General features: G+C 39.3%; 17 protein-coding genes and 1 pseudogene. 12 read left to right on the forward strand and 6 right to left on the reverse strand.

Annotated elements, in window-relative coordinates:
• The first annotated feature begins 105 nt into the window (after positions 1–105).
• The 6 genes and pseudogenes from CWC14_RS14085 (at position 106) to folX (ending at position 6,667) form a co-directional block, all read left to right on the forward strand.
• Positions 106–3,291: pseudogene (locus tag CWC14_RS14085) on the forward strand (ATP-binding protein).
• Positions 3,292–3,338: 47 nt separating this feature from the next.
• On the forward strand, positions 3,339–3,971 hold the full coding sequence (locus CWC14_RS14090) for a YceH family protein (RefSeq protein WP_171036856.1): 633 nt from the start codon (positions 3,339–3,341) through the stop codon (positions 3,969–3,971).
• 72 nt (positions 3,972–4,043) lie between these two features.
• Entirely contained in the window at positions 4,044–4,880 is an 837-nt protein-coding gene (gene nadE / locus CWC14_RS14095) for an NAD(+) synthase (protein WP_036980816.1), read from the forward strand.
• 127 nt (positions 4,881–5,007) lie between these two features.
• Positions 5,008–5,727 (forward strand): dihydromonapterin reductase, encoded by a 720-nt coding sequence (gene folM / locus CWC14_RS14100; protein WP_013463706.1) that lies wholly within the window; start codon positions 5,008–5,010, stop codon positions 5,725–5,727.
• Positions 5,728–5,752: 25 nt separating this feature from the next.
• Positions 5,753–6,307, forward strand: coding sequence for a GTP cyclohydrolase I FolE (gene folE, locus CWC14_RS14105; RefSeq protein WP_008108996.1), 555 nt, complete (start codon positions 5,753–5,755; stop codon positions 6,305–6,307).
• 3 nt (positions 6,308–6,310) lie between these two features.
• Positions 6,311–6,667: a dihydroneopterin triphosphate 2'-epimerase gene (gene folX / locus CWC14_RS14110; RefSeq protein ID WP_013463705.1), complete on the forward strand. Its 357-nt coding sequence runs from the start codon at positions 6,311–6,313 to the stop codon at positions 6,665–6,667.
• On the opposite strand, the gene CWC14_RS14115 is transcribed toward folX, so the two are convergent.
• The 4 genes from CWC14_RS14115 to CWC14_RS14130 all read right to left on the reverse strand — a co-directional run bounded on the left by CWC14_RS14115 (position 6,644) and on the right by CWC14_RS14130 (position 13,464).
• Complete coding sequence (locus CWC14_RS14115; RefSeq protein ID WP_036980806.1) at positions 6,644–7,084, reverse strand: YqaA family protein; 441 nt, start codon at positions 7,082–7,084, stop codon at positions 6,644–6,646. The genes folX and CWC14_RS14115 overlap by 24 nt on opposite strands.
• Positions 7,085–7,174: 90 nt before the next feature.
• Positions 7,175–7,540 carry a DUF4870 domain-containing protein gene (locus tag CWC14_RS14120; RefSeq protein ID WP_010392586.1) on the reverse strand — a complete coding sequence of 122 codons (366 nt, stop codon included), beginning with the start codon at positions 7,538–7,540 and terminating at the stop codon, positions 7,175–7,177.
• Positions 7,541–7,699: 159 nt separating this feature from the next.
• Entirely contained in the window at positions 7,700–9,871 is a 2,172-nt protein-coding gene (locus tag CWC14_RS14125; RefSeq protein WP_138563482.1) for a S9 family peptidase, read from the reverse strand.
• A gap of 128 nt (positions 9,872–9,999) precedes the next feature.
• Entirely contained in the window at positions 10,000–13,464 is a 3,465-nt protein-coding gene (locus CWC14_RS14130) for a S8 family serine peptidase (RefSeq protein WP_138563484.1), read from the reverse strand.
• A gap of 234 nt (positions 13,465–13,698) precedes the next feature.
• Here CWC14_RS14130 and CWC14_RS14135 point away from each other — a divergent pair, with 234 nt between their 5' ends.
• Both CWC14_RS14135 and CWC14_RS14140 read left to right on the forward strand, forming a co-directional pair.
• Positions 13,699–14,169: a DUF2721 domain-containing protein gene (locus CWC14_RS14135; RefSeq protein ID WP_008108981.1), complete on the forward strand. Its 471-nt coding sequence runs from the start codon at positions 13,699–13,701 to the stop codon at positions 14,167–14,169.
• Positions 14,170–14,246: 77 nt separating this feature from the next.
• Positions 14,247–14,699, forward strand: coding sequence for a c-type cytochrome (locus CWC14_RS14140; RefSeq protein ID WP_138563486.1), 453 nt, complete (start codon positions 14,247–14,249; stop codon positions 14,697–14,699).
• Between the two features lie 51 nt (positions 14,700–14,750).
• Here CWC14_RS14140 and CWC14_RS14145 read toward each other — a convergent pair whose 3' ends face one another.
• Complete coding sequence (locus CWC14_RS14145) at positions 14,751–15,407, reverse strand: cytochrome b/b6 domain-containing protein (RefSeq protein ID WP_138563488.1); 657 nt, start codon at positions 15,405–15,407, stop codon at positions 14,751–14,753.
• Positions 15,408–15,512: 105 nt separating this feature from the next.
• On the opposite strand from CWC14_RS14145, the gene CWC14_RS14150 reads away from it, so the two are divergent.
• The 3 genes from CWC14_RS14150 (at position 15,513) to CWC14_RS14160 (ending at position 17,098) form a co-directional block, all read left to right on the forward strand.
• Entirely contained in the window at positions 15,513–16,217 is a 705-nt protein-coding gene (locus CWC14_RS14150) for an AzlC family ABC transporter permease (protein WP_013463697.1), read from the forward strand.
• A complete protein-coding gene (locus tag CWC14_RS14155; RefSeq protein WP_016900234.1) occupies positions 16,214–16,513 on the forward strand; it encodes an AzlD domain-containing protein in 300 nt (99 codons plus the stop codon). Before CWC14_RS14150 ends, CWC14_RS14155 begins: the two co-directional genes overlap by 4 nt.
• Before the next feature lie 93 nt (positions 16,514–16,606).
• Complete coding sequence (locus tag CWC14_RS14160; protein WP_013463695.1) at positions 16,607–17,098, forward strand: glutathione peroxidase; 492 nt, start codon at positions 16,607–16,609, stop codon at positions 17,096–17,098.
• A gap of 118 nt (positions 17,099–17,216) precedes the next feature.
• Here CWC14_RS14160 and CWC14_RS14165 read toward each other — a convergent pair whose 3' ends face one another.
• Positions 17,217–17,402 (reverse strand): PA3496 family putative envelope integrity protein, encoded by a 186-nt coding sequence (locus CWC14_RS14165; protein ID WP_008108975.1) that lies wholly within the window; start codon positions 17,400–17,402, stop codon positions 17,217–17,219.
• A gap of 387 nt (positions 17,403–17,789) precedes the next feature.
• Between CWC14_RS14165 and CWC14_RS14170 the strand changes: the two genes are divergently transcribed.
• Complete coding sequence (locus tag CWC14_RS14170) at positions 17,790–18,584, forward strand: YggN family protein (protein WP_138563490.1); 795 nt, start codon at positions 17,790–17,792, stop codon at positions 18,582–18,584.
• Positions 18,585–18,735 lie beyond the last annotated feature (151 nt).

The raw sequence follows: 18,735 nt of genomic DNA on the forward strand, positions 1-18,735 counted from the left end.
ACTAATTATAAAAATAAAATGGCGCATTTTTAACTGCGCCATTTTTATTTCTTCGATAAATTGACTATAGTTAGCCTGTCTTGATTAACAACTTAGTTACATTCTATATCCCCGCAGCGCAAAAACAAACCCACCCGAATTAATAACGCTAAGCTGACTTTTTTATTATCGCTGGTGTTGATAATCACTATCAGCTTGGTGCTTGATCACGTCAATTATCACCGTGAGAAAGATGCTTATCTATTACGCACTCTGTCGCAGGTAAGTACCTATAGAGCACAACTTGAAGCTGTATTAGTGTCTAATATTCAACTCATTCGTGGCTTAGCTATTGCTGTTGCCGCTGAGCCAAACTTAGATCAAACTCGCTTTGAACAAATTGCAGCCCCACTTTTTGAAACCTCAAATGAGCTACGTAACATTGGCGCGGCGCCAGACATGGTAATAAAAATGACCCATCCGCTAAAGGTAACGAAAAAGCGACAGGTCTTAATTTTTTGGAAAATAAAGCACAGCGCGAAGATGCCATTAAAACAAGAGACACGAATACGATCGTGATGGCAGGTCCACTTCAGCTTGTCCAAGGCAGCGAAGCCTTAATTGCGCGCGTACCAGTATACTTGCCAGAAAATAACGCCTTTTGGGGATTGCTCTCAGTGGTACTCGATATAGAAAAAGTTTATGAAAACTCGGAGATTATTGAACTACAGCAAAATTATAATATAGCAATACAAGGACGTAATGGATTAGGTAAGCAAGGTGAGTTTTTTTCGGTGACCCCTCTATTACTGTTCAAGACCCTCTAGAATTTACTTTAAACTTTCAAGGAGGTGTTTGGCAGCTTTATGTTATACCCAAGCAAGGCTGGCAACCAGTGAGTTCTTCGATTTGGCCTTTACGATTCATTATTTTAACCGTGTTAGGCTTGCTCATTTCTGCCTTTTTGTTTTATCTAAAAATACTCAACCGTGAACAAGAAAGCGAAAGAATGCTTGAGGTGATGAGTAATTTAGCACAAGTCGGTGCATGGTCGTTTAACTTAGAAAAAAACACGTGTTTTGGTCAGATATGACTAAAAAAATATTTGAATACCCATTAGATGAGCAACCAAAATGGTCAGAAAATTTAAACTATTTTAAAGAAGGTGAAAGTTACGAAACTGAGCTTGAAGTGATCAATGCAAATGGTCAGCCTGTATGGGCACTTGTTCACGGTGAAGCTGAACATAAAAATGGCCGTTGTGTAAGAATATTTGGTTCATTACAAAATATTGATGCCCGTAAAAAAGTGGAATTAGAAAATCGCAAAATTGCTCGTTTTAACGAAACCTTGGCCTCCTTAACGGTGAGTGATGAAATATTAAATGGCAAATTAAGCCAATCTAAAGAATTAATCACGCAGTCTATTTGCCAAGCCCTTGAGGTAAACTGCGCCAGTATAAAATTGTTTAACCAACAAAGAACCCAGCTAATTCAATTTGCGAGTTTTAATCGTTCAGGTAGCGAAAATAATATTCCGTGGCTGCAAGAAACTATTCCTGACTTTTTTACCGCAATAGAACGAAAAGCGATATTTTGTGTTGATGATGCTCAACAACATCCCTACTTAGCCCCTATCAAAGAAAGCTACCTTCAACCGTTTTCAGTCAAGGCGATGCTGTGTGTTCTTATTCCTGCAAGCAGTAGCTCTATTGGAATAGTTTGTGCTGAGCAAGATATAGTTAGAACATGGAGCCATAATGAAGAAAGCTTTTTAATTGCTGTAGGGGCTTTAATTGGCAGCCTTTACTCTAGCCAACAACGTATAGAAACAGAGGCACAACTAGTCAAGGCAAAAGAAGCCGCAGAACAAGCTGTGATTGCAAAAAGTGAGTTTTTAGCCAGTATGAGCCATGAAATTCGCACACCCATGAATGGGGTGTTGGGAATGCTTAATATTGTTAAAGCAACCCAATTAGATCAACAACAAAAGCATCATATTAAACTTGCACAATCATCTGCAGAGTCATTTGCATTAAAAGCCGAGCAAAATAACACCACGTTAATTTTGGATGCAACACATATCACCAGCAGTGAATTTATTAGCGATCCGAATAGATTACGTCAAATTTTAAGTAACTTAATTGGTAATGCCGTTAAATTCACCCAAAACGGTGAAATATTGATAACCGCTAAAATTGCCCACACACTTGGCGCCACAGTTTTAGAATGCGCAATCGCTGACTCAGGTATAGGAATCAGCGCAGAGAAACAGCCCCATTTATTTGATTCATTTACTCAAGCAGACACATCAACCACACGCCAATATGGTGGCACAGGCCTGGGTCTTGCTATTGTAAAGCAGCTGTGTGAGCTCATGGGTGGCAAAGTGAGTATGAGTAGTACACCAAATGAAGGCAGTACATTTTCCTTTTTTATAAAGATAACCCCTCAATTAGTTCAAGAGCACGAAGCATATCAAGCAATTGAAAATAAGCGTATTTGGGTTATTGATGATTGCTTACTCAATACCACTATTGCCAAAAAACAATTAACTCGCTGGGGGGCTAAGGTCAGCACGATCTGCGATTACCTGTCTATAAGTGCCTACATTAATAGCCATGAAGATACCCCACCAAACATTGTGCTCGTTGACAGTGCTTTATTTGAACCATTATACGAAGCTCAAGCACTCGCACTTAAGCAGTTTTTAACAAAAAGTAATAGCCATTTAATTATTATGGCTCCCATGAGTTATACAAATAAAAACGCGACCTTACCATTAACCGAAGAAACCCTCGTATTTAAACCACTCACCCCTTTTGATTTACAAAATGCGCTGACTGCAAAAAGCACTATCGAGCAAACACACGTTGATACACAACTAAAGTCGCTTGCTGCCACTGAGGTTATGACAGATACACTCGCGGCGCATGTTTTATTAGTAGAAGATAATAAAATTAACCACGTTGTTACCGCTGCTTTTTTAAAACAGTTGAACGTGACATTTGAGATTGCTGAAAATGGTGCTGAGGCAGTTGAAACGTTGAATCAAAACCCAGCTAACACTTATCAATTAATATTGATGGATTGCCAAATGCCTACGATGGATGGCTACCAAGCAACTATTGCCATCAGAGAAGGCAAAGCAGGCAAGGTAAATAAAAACATAACAATAATAGCGCTTACCGCAAACGCAATGCAGGGTGATAAAGACAAATGTTTGGCCACTGGTATGGATGACTATTTAACTAAACCCCTCAATGCCACAACTCTTCATTCTAAGCTCCAGCAATGGCTTACAAGCAAATAACAGTGTAAGCTAAAAATAGAATTTATTAGGTGAGATAAGGTATGCAATTGCAATTATCAATGGAGCAACAACGCGTTATCGGTTGTTTATTAGAAAAACAAAGCACAACACCTGAGCACTACCCTTTATCGTTAAATGCATTAACAAATGCCTGTAATCAAAAATCGAATCGCGAGCCAGTTGTTAATTATACAGAAGAGCAAGTTCAAATAACCGTTGATGAATTAATCAGTATGCGATTAGTCACTGTAAATGAAGGGCTGTCTGGGCGAGTTAATAAATACGATCATCGTTTTTGTAATACTGAGTTTAGTCACCTGCAATTTGATCAACAGCAAAGGGCGATTATTTGTTTATTATTATTGCGAGGCGCACAAACACCTGGCGAATTAAAAACACGTAGTAGCCGCCTTGCCGACTTTGCTCGTATTGATGATGTTGAAAAGTCACTTGAACAACTAATTCAAAGCAATCATGTTAAAAAGATGCCGCGCGAATCAGGTAAACGGGATTGTCGATATATTCATTTATTTGCAGATCAATCATCTGTGAACGAGGCTTCACTTGAGGCACAAACACACACTGATGATATAAAAAACACTGAGCTAAATGACTTACTTGCAGAAATTGATGAGCTAAAAGTCCAGCTTAAACAAATAAAAGCTCACTTAGGGCTTTAATTCATAAATATGAAATCACATAATAGTTGTTCTATGTAGAGCGTAAAAATTATTTAACTAAAGGAGCGGGCCATGCGCGCCGAGATTATGGCTGAAATGAAAGTTCAGCCTTCGATTGATGTAAACGCTGAAATTAAACGCCGAGTGGATTTTATTAAAGCACGTTTAAAAGCGGCATATTCAACCTCACTTGTACTAGGGATCAGTGGTGGTGTAGATTCAACGACCTGTGGCCGTTTGTGTCAACTTGCTATTGATGAGCTTAACCAAGAACACCCTGACACTCATTATCAATTTATTGCTGTACGCCTACCTTATGGCGTTCAAGCTGATGAAAGTGAAGCGCAAATGGCGGTTGATTTCATTAAGCCGAGCACCCGCATGACGGTAAACATTAAACCCGCAACCGATGCACTGCATGAGCAGACAATGGCAACTCTCGCGGGTACCGAACAAACACTCCCTTCGCAAGATAAAATCGATTTTATTAAAGGTAATGTCAAAGCTCGCCAACGCATGATCGCGCAATATGAAATAGCCGGCTTTTGCCAAGGCTTAGTGGTCGGTACCGATCATAGTGCTGAAAATATTACTGGTTTTTACACTAAATTTGGTGATGGTGCATGCGATTTGGCTCCTTTATTTGGCCTATCAAAACGCCAAGTTCGTGCATTAGCAACCACATTGGGTGCGCCTGCGTTTTTAGTTGAGAAAGCACCAACAGCGGATTTAGAAAGTGATAGACCAGGACTAACAGACGAAGAAGCACTTGGCTTAAGTTATGAAGAAATTGATGACTTTTTAGAAGGTAAAGCAGTTTCAAGTTATGTAGAAGAAACGCTAATTGCAATTTACCAGCGCACGCAACATAAGCGCCAGCCTATTCCAACAATATACGATGCTTTTTAAATCAATATTATAAGCGTAATTTAACTGATCGAGCCGCTTGTATTTTACGTAAACATGACGTGAAAATAAGTGGCTTAAATTTTTAAACGTTAACCTTAACGCTTGCCAACAGAGAGTTTTATATTTTATGACCCCCCCTATTTTGATTACTGGTGCAGCACAACGTATAGGGCTTGCGCTGGCAAAGCACTTTATAGCCCAAGGGCAAGCGGTCATTATTACTTATCGGACCCGTCATGAGGCTGTTGATTCGTTGGAACAACAAGGGGTTACCTGTCTTTATGCTGACTTTAGTACTGATGAGGGCATTAATACTTTTATTACGTTGCTTAAATCACACACTGACTCACTCAGGGCAGTTATTCATAATGCATCAAGCTGGGACTGTGAAGCTAACAACCCTCACTTTGAGCAGCTGTTTGACAATATGATGCGCATTCATGCAAAAACACCGTACTTGGTAAACTTACATTGCGCAGATTTACTATTAAATTATCAGGCGTCGCATGCTAAACCCGCTGACATTATTCATTTGACTGATTATGTAGTGGAAACAGGCAGTCCAAAGCATCTTGCTTATGCGGCCAGTAAAGCCGCACTGGATAACTTAACTAAATCATTTAGCGCTAAATACGCACCTAACATAAAAGTGAATTCAGTCGCGCCATCATTAATTATTTTTAACCAACATGATGATGAGCAGTACCGCGCTAAAACTTTAAAAAAATCATTAATGGGTATCGAACCTGGATGCCAAGAAATTATCAATAGTATAGACCTACTACTGAACAGCCATTACATCACAGGGCGTGCTTTACCTGTTGATGGTGGTCGCCATCTTAAGTAAGTCATCTAATAAAACTGAGAAACTTATGCATAACGAATTAAAAGAAAGCTATCAAAAAATTATAACTGCTGTAGGTGAAGACGCTGAACGTGAAGGGTTACTTGATACCCCAAAACGCGCTGCAAAAGCGATGGAGTACCTTACTCAAGGATATCGTCAAACGCTTAACGAAATCACGAACAATGCGGTATTCACCTCTGACGCTGACGACATGGTATTGATACAAGATATCGAGCTTTACTCTATGTGTGAACATCATTTACTCCCTTTTATTGGCCGCTGTCATATTGCTTATATCCCTGATGGCAAAGTATTAGGCTTATCTAAGTTTGCGCGTATTGTTGATATGTTTTCGCGCCGTTTTCAAATTCAAGAACAGCTTACCCATCAAATTGCAAAAGCGGTTGAGGAAGTAACTGGTGCAAAAGGTGTGGGTGTAATTGTTGAAGCAAAACACATGTGTATGATGATGCGTGGTGTAGAAAAGCAAAACTCAAGCATGCGTACCTCGGTAATGCTAGGAAACTTTAGAGCTGATCCGAAAACACGTAATGAGTTTTTACAGCTGATCAAAGGATAATGTATGGCAAACGCAATTATTAATGTAACTAATTTACGACTACGCACATTTATTGGTTTTAATCCTGATGAGCGTGAAAAAAAACAAGATGTGGTCATTAACCTTGAAATTCACTACCCTGCTGATCAAGCTTGTGAAACAGATGAAGTAGACCAAGCACTTAACTACAAAGTGATTACTAAAGAGGTGATTAGCTTAGTAGAGCAAGGACACTTTTTATTGTTAGAAAAACTAGTTGCTGAAATTCTTGCTGTTTGCCACTCACACCCAAGTGTTAATTATGCTAAGGCTCGAGTAGATAAACCTCATGCGTTGCGCTTTGCCGATTCGGTTTCTTTAACCCTCGACTGGCACAAATAATCCAACGGCAAGGGCTATTACCGCTAAATAACGTAACCCCTTGCCGAGCGTTACCAGCACTAAAAATGTAGTAAAGCGAACTTTAAACACGCCGCCAATAACGGTTAGTGGGTCGCCAACGATGGGCAGCCAAGCAAACAACAGGCTATAAACACCATATTTATTAAACTGCTGTTGTGCTTTTTTAAGCCCTTTTTCAGATACTGGAAACCATTTTTTATCTTTAAAACGCAATGCCTGCGTCCCTAACCAATAGTTAACACAACTGCCCAGTACATTACCCAAGGTTGCTGCAAACCAAATCAGCCATAAGTTAGTATTGCCTTGCATGATCATGCCACTCATCAATACTTCAGACGAGCTAGGTAATAACGTGGCAGATATAAATGCTGTAAAAAATAATGTTATATAGAGCATTTTTTCCTTATGACTAAAAACTAAACCCAGCAATTAGCTGGGTTTAACGATTTTTTAACTTAAAACCAAAGCGCTGAATAATAAAAACAGTTATTTTATCAAATTTAAGCTAAGGGGATAATTAAACTCTTTGCCATCGTTGGCTTTCACGCTTGCGATAACCACCATCACAAATGAAAAAATAGCCACCATAGGTAACAGTAGTAAACCAACCGCTGCAAAAATTAGTAAAAAACAAACAAAATAAGCTATAGCCATAGTAATTTGAAAATTAAGGGCTTTTTTTCCATGTATATCAACAATTGGCATTTCATCTTTTTTAATTAACCAGATAATAAGAGGGCCGAGTACCGACCCAAATGGCACAATAAACCCCGCTAATGCACTTAAATGACATAGCATTGCCCAGGTGCGGTCATCTTTATTGACGACTTTAATCTCTTGATTTTGTTCCATTACACTCTCCCTTCTCGTTTTTATTTTGCGCTAAAATGATATTCACACTCATTAGCCACCTTAATGTAAATGCTTATTTATCCAATGCAAAGCATTTGTGTATATTTAAAAATAAAAAAGCGCAGCAAATAGCTGCGCTTATTGATATTGCCAGACCAGTTACTTATTCACACCCGCTAAATCAAGCATAAAAGCATAATTTAAGGCAGTATCTTCTAAGCGTTTGAAGCGACCTGATGCACCTCCGTGCCCTGCTTCCATATCGATTTTAAACAGTAGCTTATTATCATCTGTTTTGTAATCTCGCAGCTTAGCCACCCACTTTGCAGGCTCAAAATATTGTACCTGCGAATCATGTAAGCCAGTAGTAACTAACATATTTGGGTAATCTTGCTTACTGACCTGATCATAAGGTGAATACGATAACATATACTCATAGTATTCTTTCTCGTTAGGGTTACCCCACTCACCGTATTCGTTGGTTGTAAGTGGAATACTTGCATCAAGCATCGTGGTCACTACATCAACAAATGGAACTGCAGCCACCATACCTTTATACAACTCAGGAGCTTGGTTTGCCACTGCCCCCATTAACAAGCCACCCGCACTGCCACCTTGAGCAAATATTTTATCTTTTGCACCATACTTTTGCTCAACCAATGCCTTGGTAACATCTACAAAGTCGTTAAAGGTGTTCTTTTTAGTCAGTAGTTTACCGTCCTCATACCAAGGGCGACCTAGCATTTGTGAACCACGAATATGCGCAATGGCAAATACAAAACCCCGATCGAGCAAACTTAAGCGAGCGCTAGAAAAGGTAGGATCCATGGTCGCGCCATACGAGCCATAACCATATTGTAGCAGCGGATTAGTCCCCTCTTTTTTAAACATGTCTTTGCGATAGACTAGGCTTACCGGTACTTTAATACCATCTCGTGCAGTGACAAAAATTCGCTCTGATGCGTAATTATCTGCACTAAAATCACCGAGTACTTTTTGTTGTTTAAGTAATGTTTTATTGCCAGTAGCTAAATTAACATTATACGATGAAGCGGGTGTTGTCATACTGGTATAATACACACGTAATGTATCGCTATTTAAATCATTGTTACCGTAGGTGCTAATTGTATAAGCACTGTCGTTAAAACTAAGCGGTATCTCTTTACCCGTGGTTAAGTTACGAGCAATAATAGTCGACTGACCCATTTCACGCTGCTGATACACTAAGTAGTCGTTAAATAAGTCGATGCCTTCTAATTTTATATTATCGCGAGCGGGGATCACCGTTTGCCAATTAGCTTTATCGCCAGCTTTATCAATATCAACTTTCATAAGCTGAAAGTTAACCGCATTTAAATTAGTGACAATGTAGTAAGTATTACCCAGCTTAGAAATTCCATACTCCAGATCCGCTTCACGCTCAATTAAACGCTTTGGCTTAGCATTTACATCATCAGCACTTAAAACCGATACACCTGACGCAGTTGTACTGCTGTGCCAAATATAAATTTCTGAATCGTCTTTGCTTTTGCTTATACCCATGTAATAACTGGTATCTGTTTCTTCATAAACCAGCTCATCATCGCTTTGTGGGGTACCGAGCGTATGACGATAAACTTGGTAACCTAGTAAAGTTTGTAAATCTTTTTTTATGTAATAAAGCGTTTTGTTGTCGTTTGCCCAAACAACACTGCCATTCGTACCTTTAAGCGTATCTTCGAGTAATTTACCAGTGCTTAAGTCTTTTATTTTTATATCATAAATACGACGACTTACGGTATCTTCACCATATGCCATTAAATTGCCGTTTGGACTTACATCTAAACCACTTACGGCATAATAATCATGTTCCTTAGCTAGCTCGTTTACATCTAAAATAACCTGCTGGTCAGTGCCTGCAAAATCACTACTACGTACATAAGTTGCGTATTCGTTATCACCGCGAGTTTGTGATGAATAATAATAGTCACCGTTTTTAACTGGCACTGAATCATCGTCTTTTTGAATTCGCCCTTTTAGCTCTTCAAATAACCTAGTTTGTAACGTTTTTGTGTGCGCAAGCATTGCATCTGTATAAGCATTTTCAGCCTCAAGGTAACTAAGTACCTCAGGATCTTTTCGCTCATCATCACGCATCCAATAATAATTATCGATACGCGTGTCGCCATGAATAGACATTTCATATGGTACTTTTTTAGCAACCGGCGGCATTACTGCGATTTGAGTAGCTGCGTTTTCAATTTTTGCTGATTGCTCAACGTCAGGAGCTTTGTTGCATCCCCCTAAAATAGCTAAGGAAATAAAAGTAAGAACAAATGGGGTATGTTTCATTGATTGGAATCTCTGTAGTTTTTATTTTTATTAAATATACCTAATATTAAACACGACAGAAATTTAGTTTGTGAAGCTATGTAAAAAGGGAGCCGAAGCTCCCTTTAATTAATGTTTAATTTATTTAATTACTTTTGCTTACGACGACGCATAAAGGCAAACGGCGCTACAAGTAATGTTAACCAAGCTAATGAACCTGAAGAACTTTTCTTAGTAGGCTCTGGAGTAACAACCGGAGGCGCTACTTTAGTAACGGATATTGTTACCATTGCAGGCTCTGACACATTACCACGAACATCAATCGCAACAACTTCCATTTCTGCAGATGTATCACCCGCTAATAAAGTGGTATCTGCAACTACAATTTGACCATCTGCATCAACTGCAAAGCCAAGGTTTGTATTAGATTGAACATAGTACTCTGAAATAGCTAAGTCTAAGTCTGATTCTTCAATAGTAAGCGCACCTACTACAGTTCCATCAGCTGCATCTTCAGAAACACTAAACTCACCACCAACCAGCATTGGAGCTTCAACGTCTGGTAACTCTAGGTCTTCAGCTGCCATTACTTTAATAATGTTAGTACCTGAACCTTGCGATAATGCAAACGGGCCGCTTGCAGAAACAACCGCTTTCTCACCAGGTTTAAGTGAAGAAATTGCTTCACCTGTCTCATAAGAGGTCATTTCAACTGCTGGTTGTACGCCAAATACTGTTGAACCTGTTACGCTGTCTGTTTCACTGTAAACACCAGTTTGGTAACTAGGGTAGCCTACCGATACTTTGAAGTTCATTTGCTCACCAAGAAGCGAAGCATCAATATTCATTAACTCTGAACAACCTGAGAAAGTAACTGTGTCTTCTCCTGCAGCATGGAAAAGCGGCGTACCCCATTGCCATGCATCATTACCAGCGCCATCAGTTGTACCAATTAATGTGCGGCTACGACCTGGGAATGCAGTTGTGCGACCACGGTCATTTAAGTTTTGCATGAACTGATCAGATACACCGTCATTATTGGTATCTATTTCAATTCTATAACCCGCTTGGAAAGTATGAGTTAACGGATCTCGTAGTTGTATTGATGACGTAATATAAATTCCTGAATCACAGAAATCTGCATTGAATGCAGAGAATGTAGTAGACAGGATATTAAATTCAGCATCTTCAACTGATTTTTCTGTCCCCATTGCAACAATACTTTCAGCTTGTGGAGAAATTTCAGTTTGACCTGTATTTTCAATAACCAATGCCATTTCATTGTTAACAATTTCAGGTGAGTAGCTCAACTGAGTCGCAGCTTTTGGCATTGCATGATAAACAACATGTAAATCGTGATCGCCATCTGTAGATGCATCATCAAATACTAACGCACCATCAAACTCTACTGATGTTAATGCAGCACTTCTTGCTGCAATATCCTCTTCACTGAATGGATTTTCTAATTCCCATGCAGGTAATTTACTTGGATCAACCGTCATTGTAATATCAAAGTTAATCGCTTGACCTGCCGGTACTGTTATAGATTCAGGGAAATCCCAACTAACTGCGCCCGTATCAATATCATTTTGGTAGCGCGCTTCTGTGCGAAGATTATAAGTTTTTGCATCTGCAGAGAAGTTCTTAACTGTCACTGTTTTAGTAATTGAACCTGTTTCCGCTAAACTTACTAAACCATAAGATAGTGCAGCTTGTTTTGTGTCAAACTCACTATTATGGACCCATGCAGCAACTGGCAAGTTAGCCGCCTTAGTCACATCAACTAAACCAGCACCTATCATACTAATTGGCGCAAGCTCTGAATCAGGATTAATAGCTAGAGGCTCATTTGTTACGTTTAAGTTTGCTGCATTCATGATTGTTGCTTTAATCTCAAACGCATTACGCTCAGGATGCGCTTCACGGATCATTGCCACAGCACCTGCTGTAATTGGGCCCGAGAAAGAAGTACCTGAAACCGGGTTTGTGCCTGTTTGCGTGCCTGCTGCTGCTACGTCAATGCTCGTACCTGGCGCTGTAATTTCTGGTTTTAATAATCCATCCATAGAAGGACCGCGAGATGAGAATGTTGCAACTGCACCTGCCGTTGTTTTAATTTCAACGCTAATATCAAATGTTGCAGGACCGCCAGCAGCTAGTTGAGCTTTTAAAGCTGCACCTGCGGCAAAGTTAATACCTACGTTTTTAATAGTTACATCCGCATCAAAGCCACCCATAGGTGCTGGGGTACCATCATCGGTGTTATTCGCAATCATTACAAACTCAGCACCTTTAGCCTGAGCATGTAAAACTTTTTCAGTAAATGCACATGCACCACGGTCGATTAATACTGCTTTGCCTGTAAAGTCAACATCTGCAGCAAATTCAGCACAACCATCTGCGTTTGTTTCAGGATAAACTAATTCAATATCTGCACCTGAAATTGTATATGCTTCTTGTGGGCCAAAACTTGATGGCTGAATATTACCTTCAACGCCAGCAACAGTACCTGATGCAACACCGATTTCAGTTGTTGGGTGAGTCATTGCACCTACAGATAGTGCATTAGGTGTAGTGCTTGGGCCACCAACACGGAATGGATTATCACCGTCATTGCCAGCAGAAATAACCATGTTTACACCTAACTCAACGGCTCGCTGAATTAAGAATTGCGTACCGCCACCAGTATAAGTATCACCAAACTCACCACCTAATGACATATTCATTACATCAACACGATCTGAAATATCACCATCTCCATTTGGATCCATTGCAGCTTCTAAAGCGGCTGCTTGTGCATCGCCAGGACAACCGCCGCCACATACTGAATAAGCGTAAAGCTCAACGTCAGGCGCAATACCATTTACAGAGTTTGCAGATGATGTACCGTGGTTGGTTGGATCACCTGTAGAAGGTGAATTAGCGGCATCATTTTCAATTGGATCAGCATCATCACGTATAAAGTCGTAACCACCTTGTACAATGCCTTGTGGCCATGCAACTGATGTTGGATCAGCTTGAGCTGCTAAATAAGCTTCAACTGTGCCTGCGCCACCGAAAGCAGCATGAGTGTAATCGATACCCGTATCAAGTACTGCAACACGTTGACCTTTACCACTTGCTATGCCGTCAGTAATAAGTGGTTTAGCGTTGATATATTCAGAGCTTGCTGCAACATGTAGCTCGCGATCGAACATTGGTAAAACTTTAGCAACGCGATCATCTTTTGCAATTTGAGCTAACGCTTCAGGCGTTGCTTGAACAATTAACGTTGGAGCTAAAATTTTGGTTTTGCCAATTACCTTAGCATTAAAATCTAGGCTACTAAGCTCAACAGTCATCATATCTTGAAGCTGCTCAATCTGCGCCGTAATTTCTCGATTAGAAGATACCTGGTAAGTCCCAGCGGCAACTGCATCAACTGAGGTTTTTGCTTTTAAAACAATCATGTGAGCTGAAGGCACTTTTTTATCAGCAGCTATTTCTTTTAATTGCTCTACTTGTTTGTTAGTTATTGTAGCATTTGGCAAAGTCGCAGCACTGGCCAGTGTTGCCACGAATGCACTTGATACAGCAGTCGCGATTGCTGTTCTTTTGATTATATTATTAGACATTGTTTCCCCTAGGATAGGTTATGTATTATTGTATTTACTAGTTTCAATTCCATTGATTGATAATCACGAATATAAAACGTTAACCTTCACAGGAGCAACAACGTTGCTACATTTAAGTTACAAAAAAAACAAGCACAGCAATAAAAAAAACACAAAGCATTGATTTACATAAAATAAAAAACGAAACCCCATTTGTAAACAATTGTAAATGATTCAGTTTTAATTGAGAGATAAATGAACAACGATGTAATTAATATTTTAACTATGGCTAAAGTCATTCAAACAGCCGTTGCACCCGTCTTTTTAATAACAGGTATTGCGGCAACACTTGGGGTGCTATCCAACCGTTTGGCACGTATTACAGACAGAGCCAGGCAGTTAGAGCGAAAATTAAAAGTTAGTACCGATGAAGAGTTTAACTTGTCTCTAACTACAGAACTAAGGGCGCTTCTTAAGCGCTCCCGCTGCATACATATTGCCTTTAGTTTAAGTGTCTTAAGCGCATTATTAGTCTGTGCCGTGGTTATGTTGTTATTTTTATCGCACATACAATCGATTAATTTAGGTGTCACTATCGGTAGTTGTTTTGTTGGTGCCATGGCATTGCTAATATGTGCATTTATGTCATTACTTGGCGAGGTATTCTTAGCGACACGTAGCATGCGACGAGGAATGATATTTGCTGATATTGATATAAATGACTAAACCAGCTCTTTATCTTGAACTAAAGCCTGAGCTAAGATACAAAGATAATTAAAGAACCCTTAAAGGAGTAGAGTAAAGTGAAATTGAAGCAAGTATTTATCGGGGCGTTACTATCTACATGCGCATTTAGCGTATCTGCAAATTCTGCATTCAAAGAGCCGAGTGATGCGATTGAGTATCGCCAAGCTGCATTTTCTATGATTTCAGTTCAAATAGGCGATATGGGTGCCATGCTCAAGGGTAAAATTCCTTTTGATGCAGAGCAATTTAAACAGCGTGCAAATAACGCAGCGGCATTGTCTAAAATGCCTTGGGAAGCTTTTTACGCAGGTACTGATAAGGGTGATACATCAGCACTTCCTGCGGTATGGTCTGAAAAAGATACTTTTATGAAAAAAGCGACAGCGTTTCAGCAATATGCTGATGAACTTGCTGTAGCAGCTCAAACAGGTGACAAAGCGGTCATTGGTAAAGCATTTGGTGCATGGGCTAAAGGCTGTAAAGATTGCCATAAGCAATTCAAAGACTAATAAATTCTGTATATTAAACAATAAAAATGGCGCTGTATTAGCGCCATTTTTTTAACGAAGCAGATAACTTAAAGGCTCACTTCCCCAAGTACTCATTAATAAAATCAGTAATAGTAACAATAAAAACCATGCAATCCATGGTGACTTTGTCTCAGGCTCTGAGCTTTGTATTGGCAGTGCTTTATTGCCGGTGATCATTGCTTTTACTAAAGGCTTGCCTTTAATTTTGTAAACAATAATAGCCACAACATGCAAAATAATCGCATAAAATAAAATATCAAAATTGATATGGTGCAGCCAGTTGGCAAAATCAATCGTATCACTCGATACATACTGCGCTAACGGACCATCAGTTAAAATACCATCACTACTCATTAAACCACTAACCAGCTGCGTAATAATCAGTATAAAAAATAATAACACCATATAACTGCCTGGTGCAGAATGGCCCACATCATTTATTTTTTTGCCACTAAAAGAAGCAAGCACCGACTTAGGAGAATGCAGTAATGCCGATATTCTTGCCGTTTTACTGCCTATAAGACCCCATATAATCCGCGTTGAGATAAGCGCTAAAGTAAAAAAGCCAATCACAAAATGTAGCTCTATCATGCCCTCTTCAGCACTAAAATAAAGCGCAGCAATACTAAATACTAATAACCAATGAAAGCTTCTTAAAAAGCCATCCCACACTTTTACCTTGAACATTGCACCTTCCCTAAAAAACAGTATCATCTTAAACGCTAACTATTTTAGCATCTTAATATTAAGGTATCCCGATGAGTCTTTCTACTATTACACAGAGTAAAACACATGCAGTCCATTAAAAAACCGATACTAAAAGGCTTTTTAGATATGCTGCCATTATGTTTAGCCGTTATTCCTTGGGGGATTTTATGTGGCTCGTTGGCAATACAAAATGGCTTTACCCCTTTTGAGACTCAAGCTATGTCGCTATTGGTATTTGCTGGCTCGGCGCAGCTGGTTGCAATTGAGCTCATTGCTGGTAATACCCCTCTATTAACCATTTTATTTACTACATTTATTATTAGCTCTCGTCATTTTTTATATGGCTTGGCGGTTCGTCACAAAGTGATTGAGCAACCCATGCGTTGGCGCCTTCCAGTCAGCTTTGTATTAACCGATGAACTATTTGCTTTTTCGCATCACCCTCGCGCCTACCAGACTCAAACGCGCCTAATTTACGCGCTCAGCGCAGGCTTTAGCTTTTACATTGCTTGGAATATTTGGACACTTATTGGTATTGTAGCCGGCACTATGCTCCCTGATCTAACCAATTTAGGACTCGACTTTGCGATTGCTGCAACCTTTATTGCTTTGGTTATCCCAGGAGTTAAAAATTTAGCCACTCTTGTCACGGTCATTGTTGCAGGGATCTGTGCCACTTTATTAAAAAGCACAGGCTTTGAGCTGTGGTTGGTATGCTCAGCACTATTAGCAATGAGTGCAGGTTACACTGTAACTAGAATAGTAAAAAATAAGGACGCTAAATCATGATGACGACTATTTTACTTATGGCATGTATTACCTTTTTTACCCGTTATTTATTCTTACACCGCGCGCTACCATTTAAAGTAGGGCCTAAAATGCAGCAGTTTTTGAGCTTCAGTGCACCTGCGGTTCTAACAGCGATTTGGGTGCCGATTGTATTTATAAATGATGGTGGCATTAATCTAAATTGGCAAAACCCTTATTTAAGCGCAGCGATTGTAGCCATTATAGTTGCTTACAAAACACATAATATTTACCTAACCACACTTGCTGGTATGGGGTTATTTTTGATTTTAAATTAACAGTAACGCCATAGCAGTGTTCACTATTTCGACTTTGTTAATCACCAAGCAAAGGTTAGACTATGCCAAATAAACAAATAATAGCTTATTAATATGCACCCATTTCATCAACTAAGTGCTACTAGCCTGCAAGGCCAACCTATCGATTTTAAAGAGTTTGTAGGTAAAGTTGTGTTAATAGTAAATACCGCAAGTGAGTGTGGATTCACCTATCAATACGAGTCATTGCAAGCATTACACGAAAAGTATGCCAGTCAAGGTTTAGTCATTATAGGTTTCCCGTGTAACCAATTTGGCCAGCAAGAACCCGGAGACGCGAATCAAATAGCGCAAGGTTGTTTAATCAATTACGGAGTTAGTTTTTTAATCGCAGAAAAAGTGAACGTTAATGGTCAGCATACACATTCGGTTTTCCGCTATTTAAAATCTGTATTGCCGGGGTTTTTGACACGAAAAATTAAGTGGAACTTCACAAAGTTTTTGATTAATGCAGATGGCTCACCCATTAAGCGCTACGCGCCCTTTACTAAACCTGAAAAACTAGAAAAAGTAATTGAAAAAGCATTGCTCGCAGCTAAAGTTTGAGGCTTAAAAATTATAAAGAGGCATAAAGCCTCTTTATTACCAACCCACAGAGCTTTAAATACTACCTAAGTAGCAGTTAAAAGCTAATATGTCGGCACTGATTTGTACTAGCGACAACCTAATCAATATAATCGTTTAAGTCATCTTCACCTAGGTTTTTACGCAAGCGTTTTTGCTCAAGGTAATCCTCTAACTTTCTTTTCACCTTTTGCTTTTTCTTGTCGTGTTGATTACGCCCGACCATTTCGTATTCGTCTTCAACAAAATCATCATCTAGCGCATCGTAACTAAATGTCTTACCCACAACCCACTCCATAAAGTGTTTGAGACCAATTACGGATTCTTGTATCGCGATAATTGGTGAAATTAAAATGTTCAACGCAAATTCATTGTACAAATTTACGTCAAAATAAAGCCACATCGCTATCCTAAATAGTCTCTGTGTCAGTATTGTGAATAAATAGCGCTAAATTTGAATTGTGGAAAGTGAGAGTTTTTTATCGTATCGATAAATTTTATTTATTAGCATTTGATTATTGGTTATTTTGACCAAATTTTAGCTTTTTCAATGACTTTACTTTCAACTTCAAAGCACCTTAAAAATCACAAACCACTGTTTTTAAACACTAAAAACTATTGGCACCAAACTTGTTATAAGTTAATTATCATCAGCAAAAAACAGAGAATAAACATGAAAGAATTATTATTAGTTAGCGCAATTATGTGCGCCCCCGTCGCCATGGCTCATAACGATAACAGCTCTTCAATTTCATTTAGTAACGACGAATGTAAAGTTGAGTTTAAAAACGATGTACGTATAAAGCCAAGTGAATTAGAAATTTTTAAAGCCAACAATCAACGTATGACTTTTACCACTCAAGGTGAGTTGTCGATCAATGGCGAGCAAGTAGCATTAAATAGCGCTCAGCGCCAAGCACTGACCAACTACACAGATAATTTACGCGCGCAATTACCTGAAGTAGCCAACATTGCACTTGATGGCGTTAAAATTGCGGGCGTTGCATTAGAAGAAGTTGCCAATGCATTTAATATTGATGGCCTCGATAACATTGCTACCTTAATGGACGATATTCAACAAGAAGTAAAGGGTACCTTTTACCAACAAGGTACATTTGTCATGGGCCAGCAAAGCTTCACTCAGTTTGGTGAAAACTTTGAACAGCAGTTTGAACAACAAATAGAAACTGCCGTTGAGTCGGCCGTAATGCAATCAATGGGCAGTATTTTAGTAGCATTAGGCTCTGAGCTAATGGGTTCAGGTGGCGACATGCAAGCCTTTGAAGAGCGCATGGAAAATATGGGCGCACAAATAGAAGAAAAAGTAGAGCTCCATGCAAAAACACTTGAACAGCGTGCAAATACACTGTGTGGTGACTTTGTTGAAATCGCACAACAAGAAACTCAACTTGCTGCGCAAGTGCCTGCATTAAAAGGCTATGAGTTATTTACTATAAAACAGCACTAACTGCTCAGCATTTTAATTAATCTCCCTTTGCGGCATTTGCTTTTAAGCTATGCCTCATTTTGCGTTTTTTACCCCCACCAGTCCCATTTAACTCAAATAATAGACTGTTGAGCGGATCTGCTCTTGCTGTGCAGAGGCATTTTGTGGCTTC

It is taken from the genome of Pseudoalteromonas sp. S3260, assembly GCF_005886925.1.
GTDB lineage: Bacteria > Pseudomonadota > Gammaproteobacteria > Enterobacterales > Alteromonadaceae > Pseudoalteromonas > Pseudoalteromonas tetraodonis.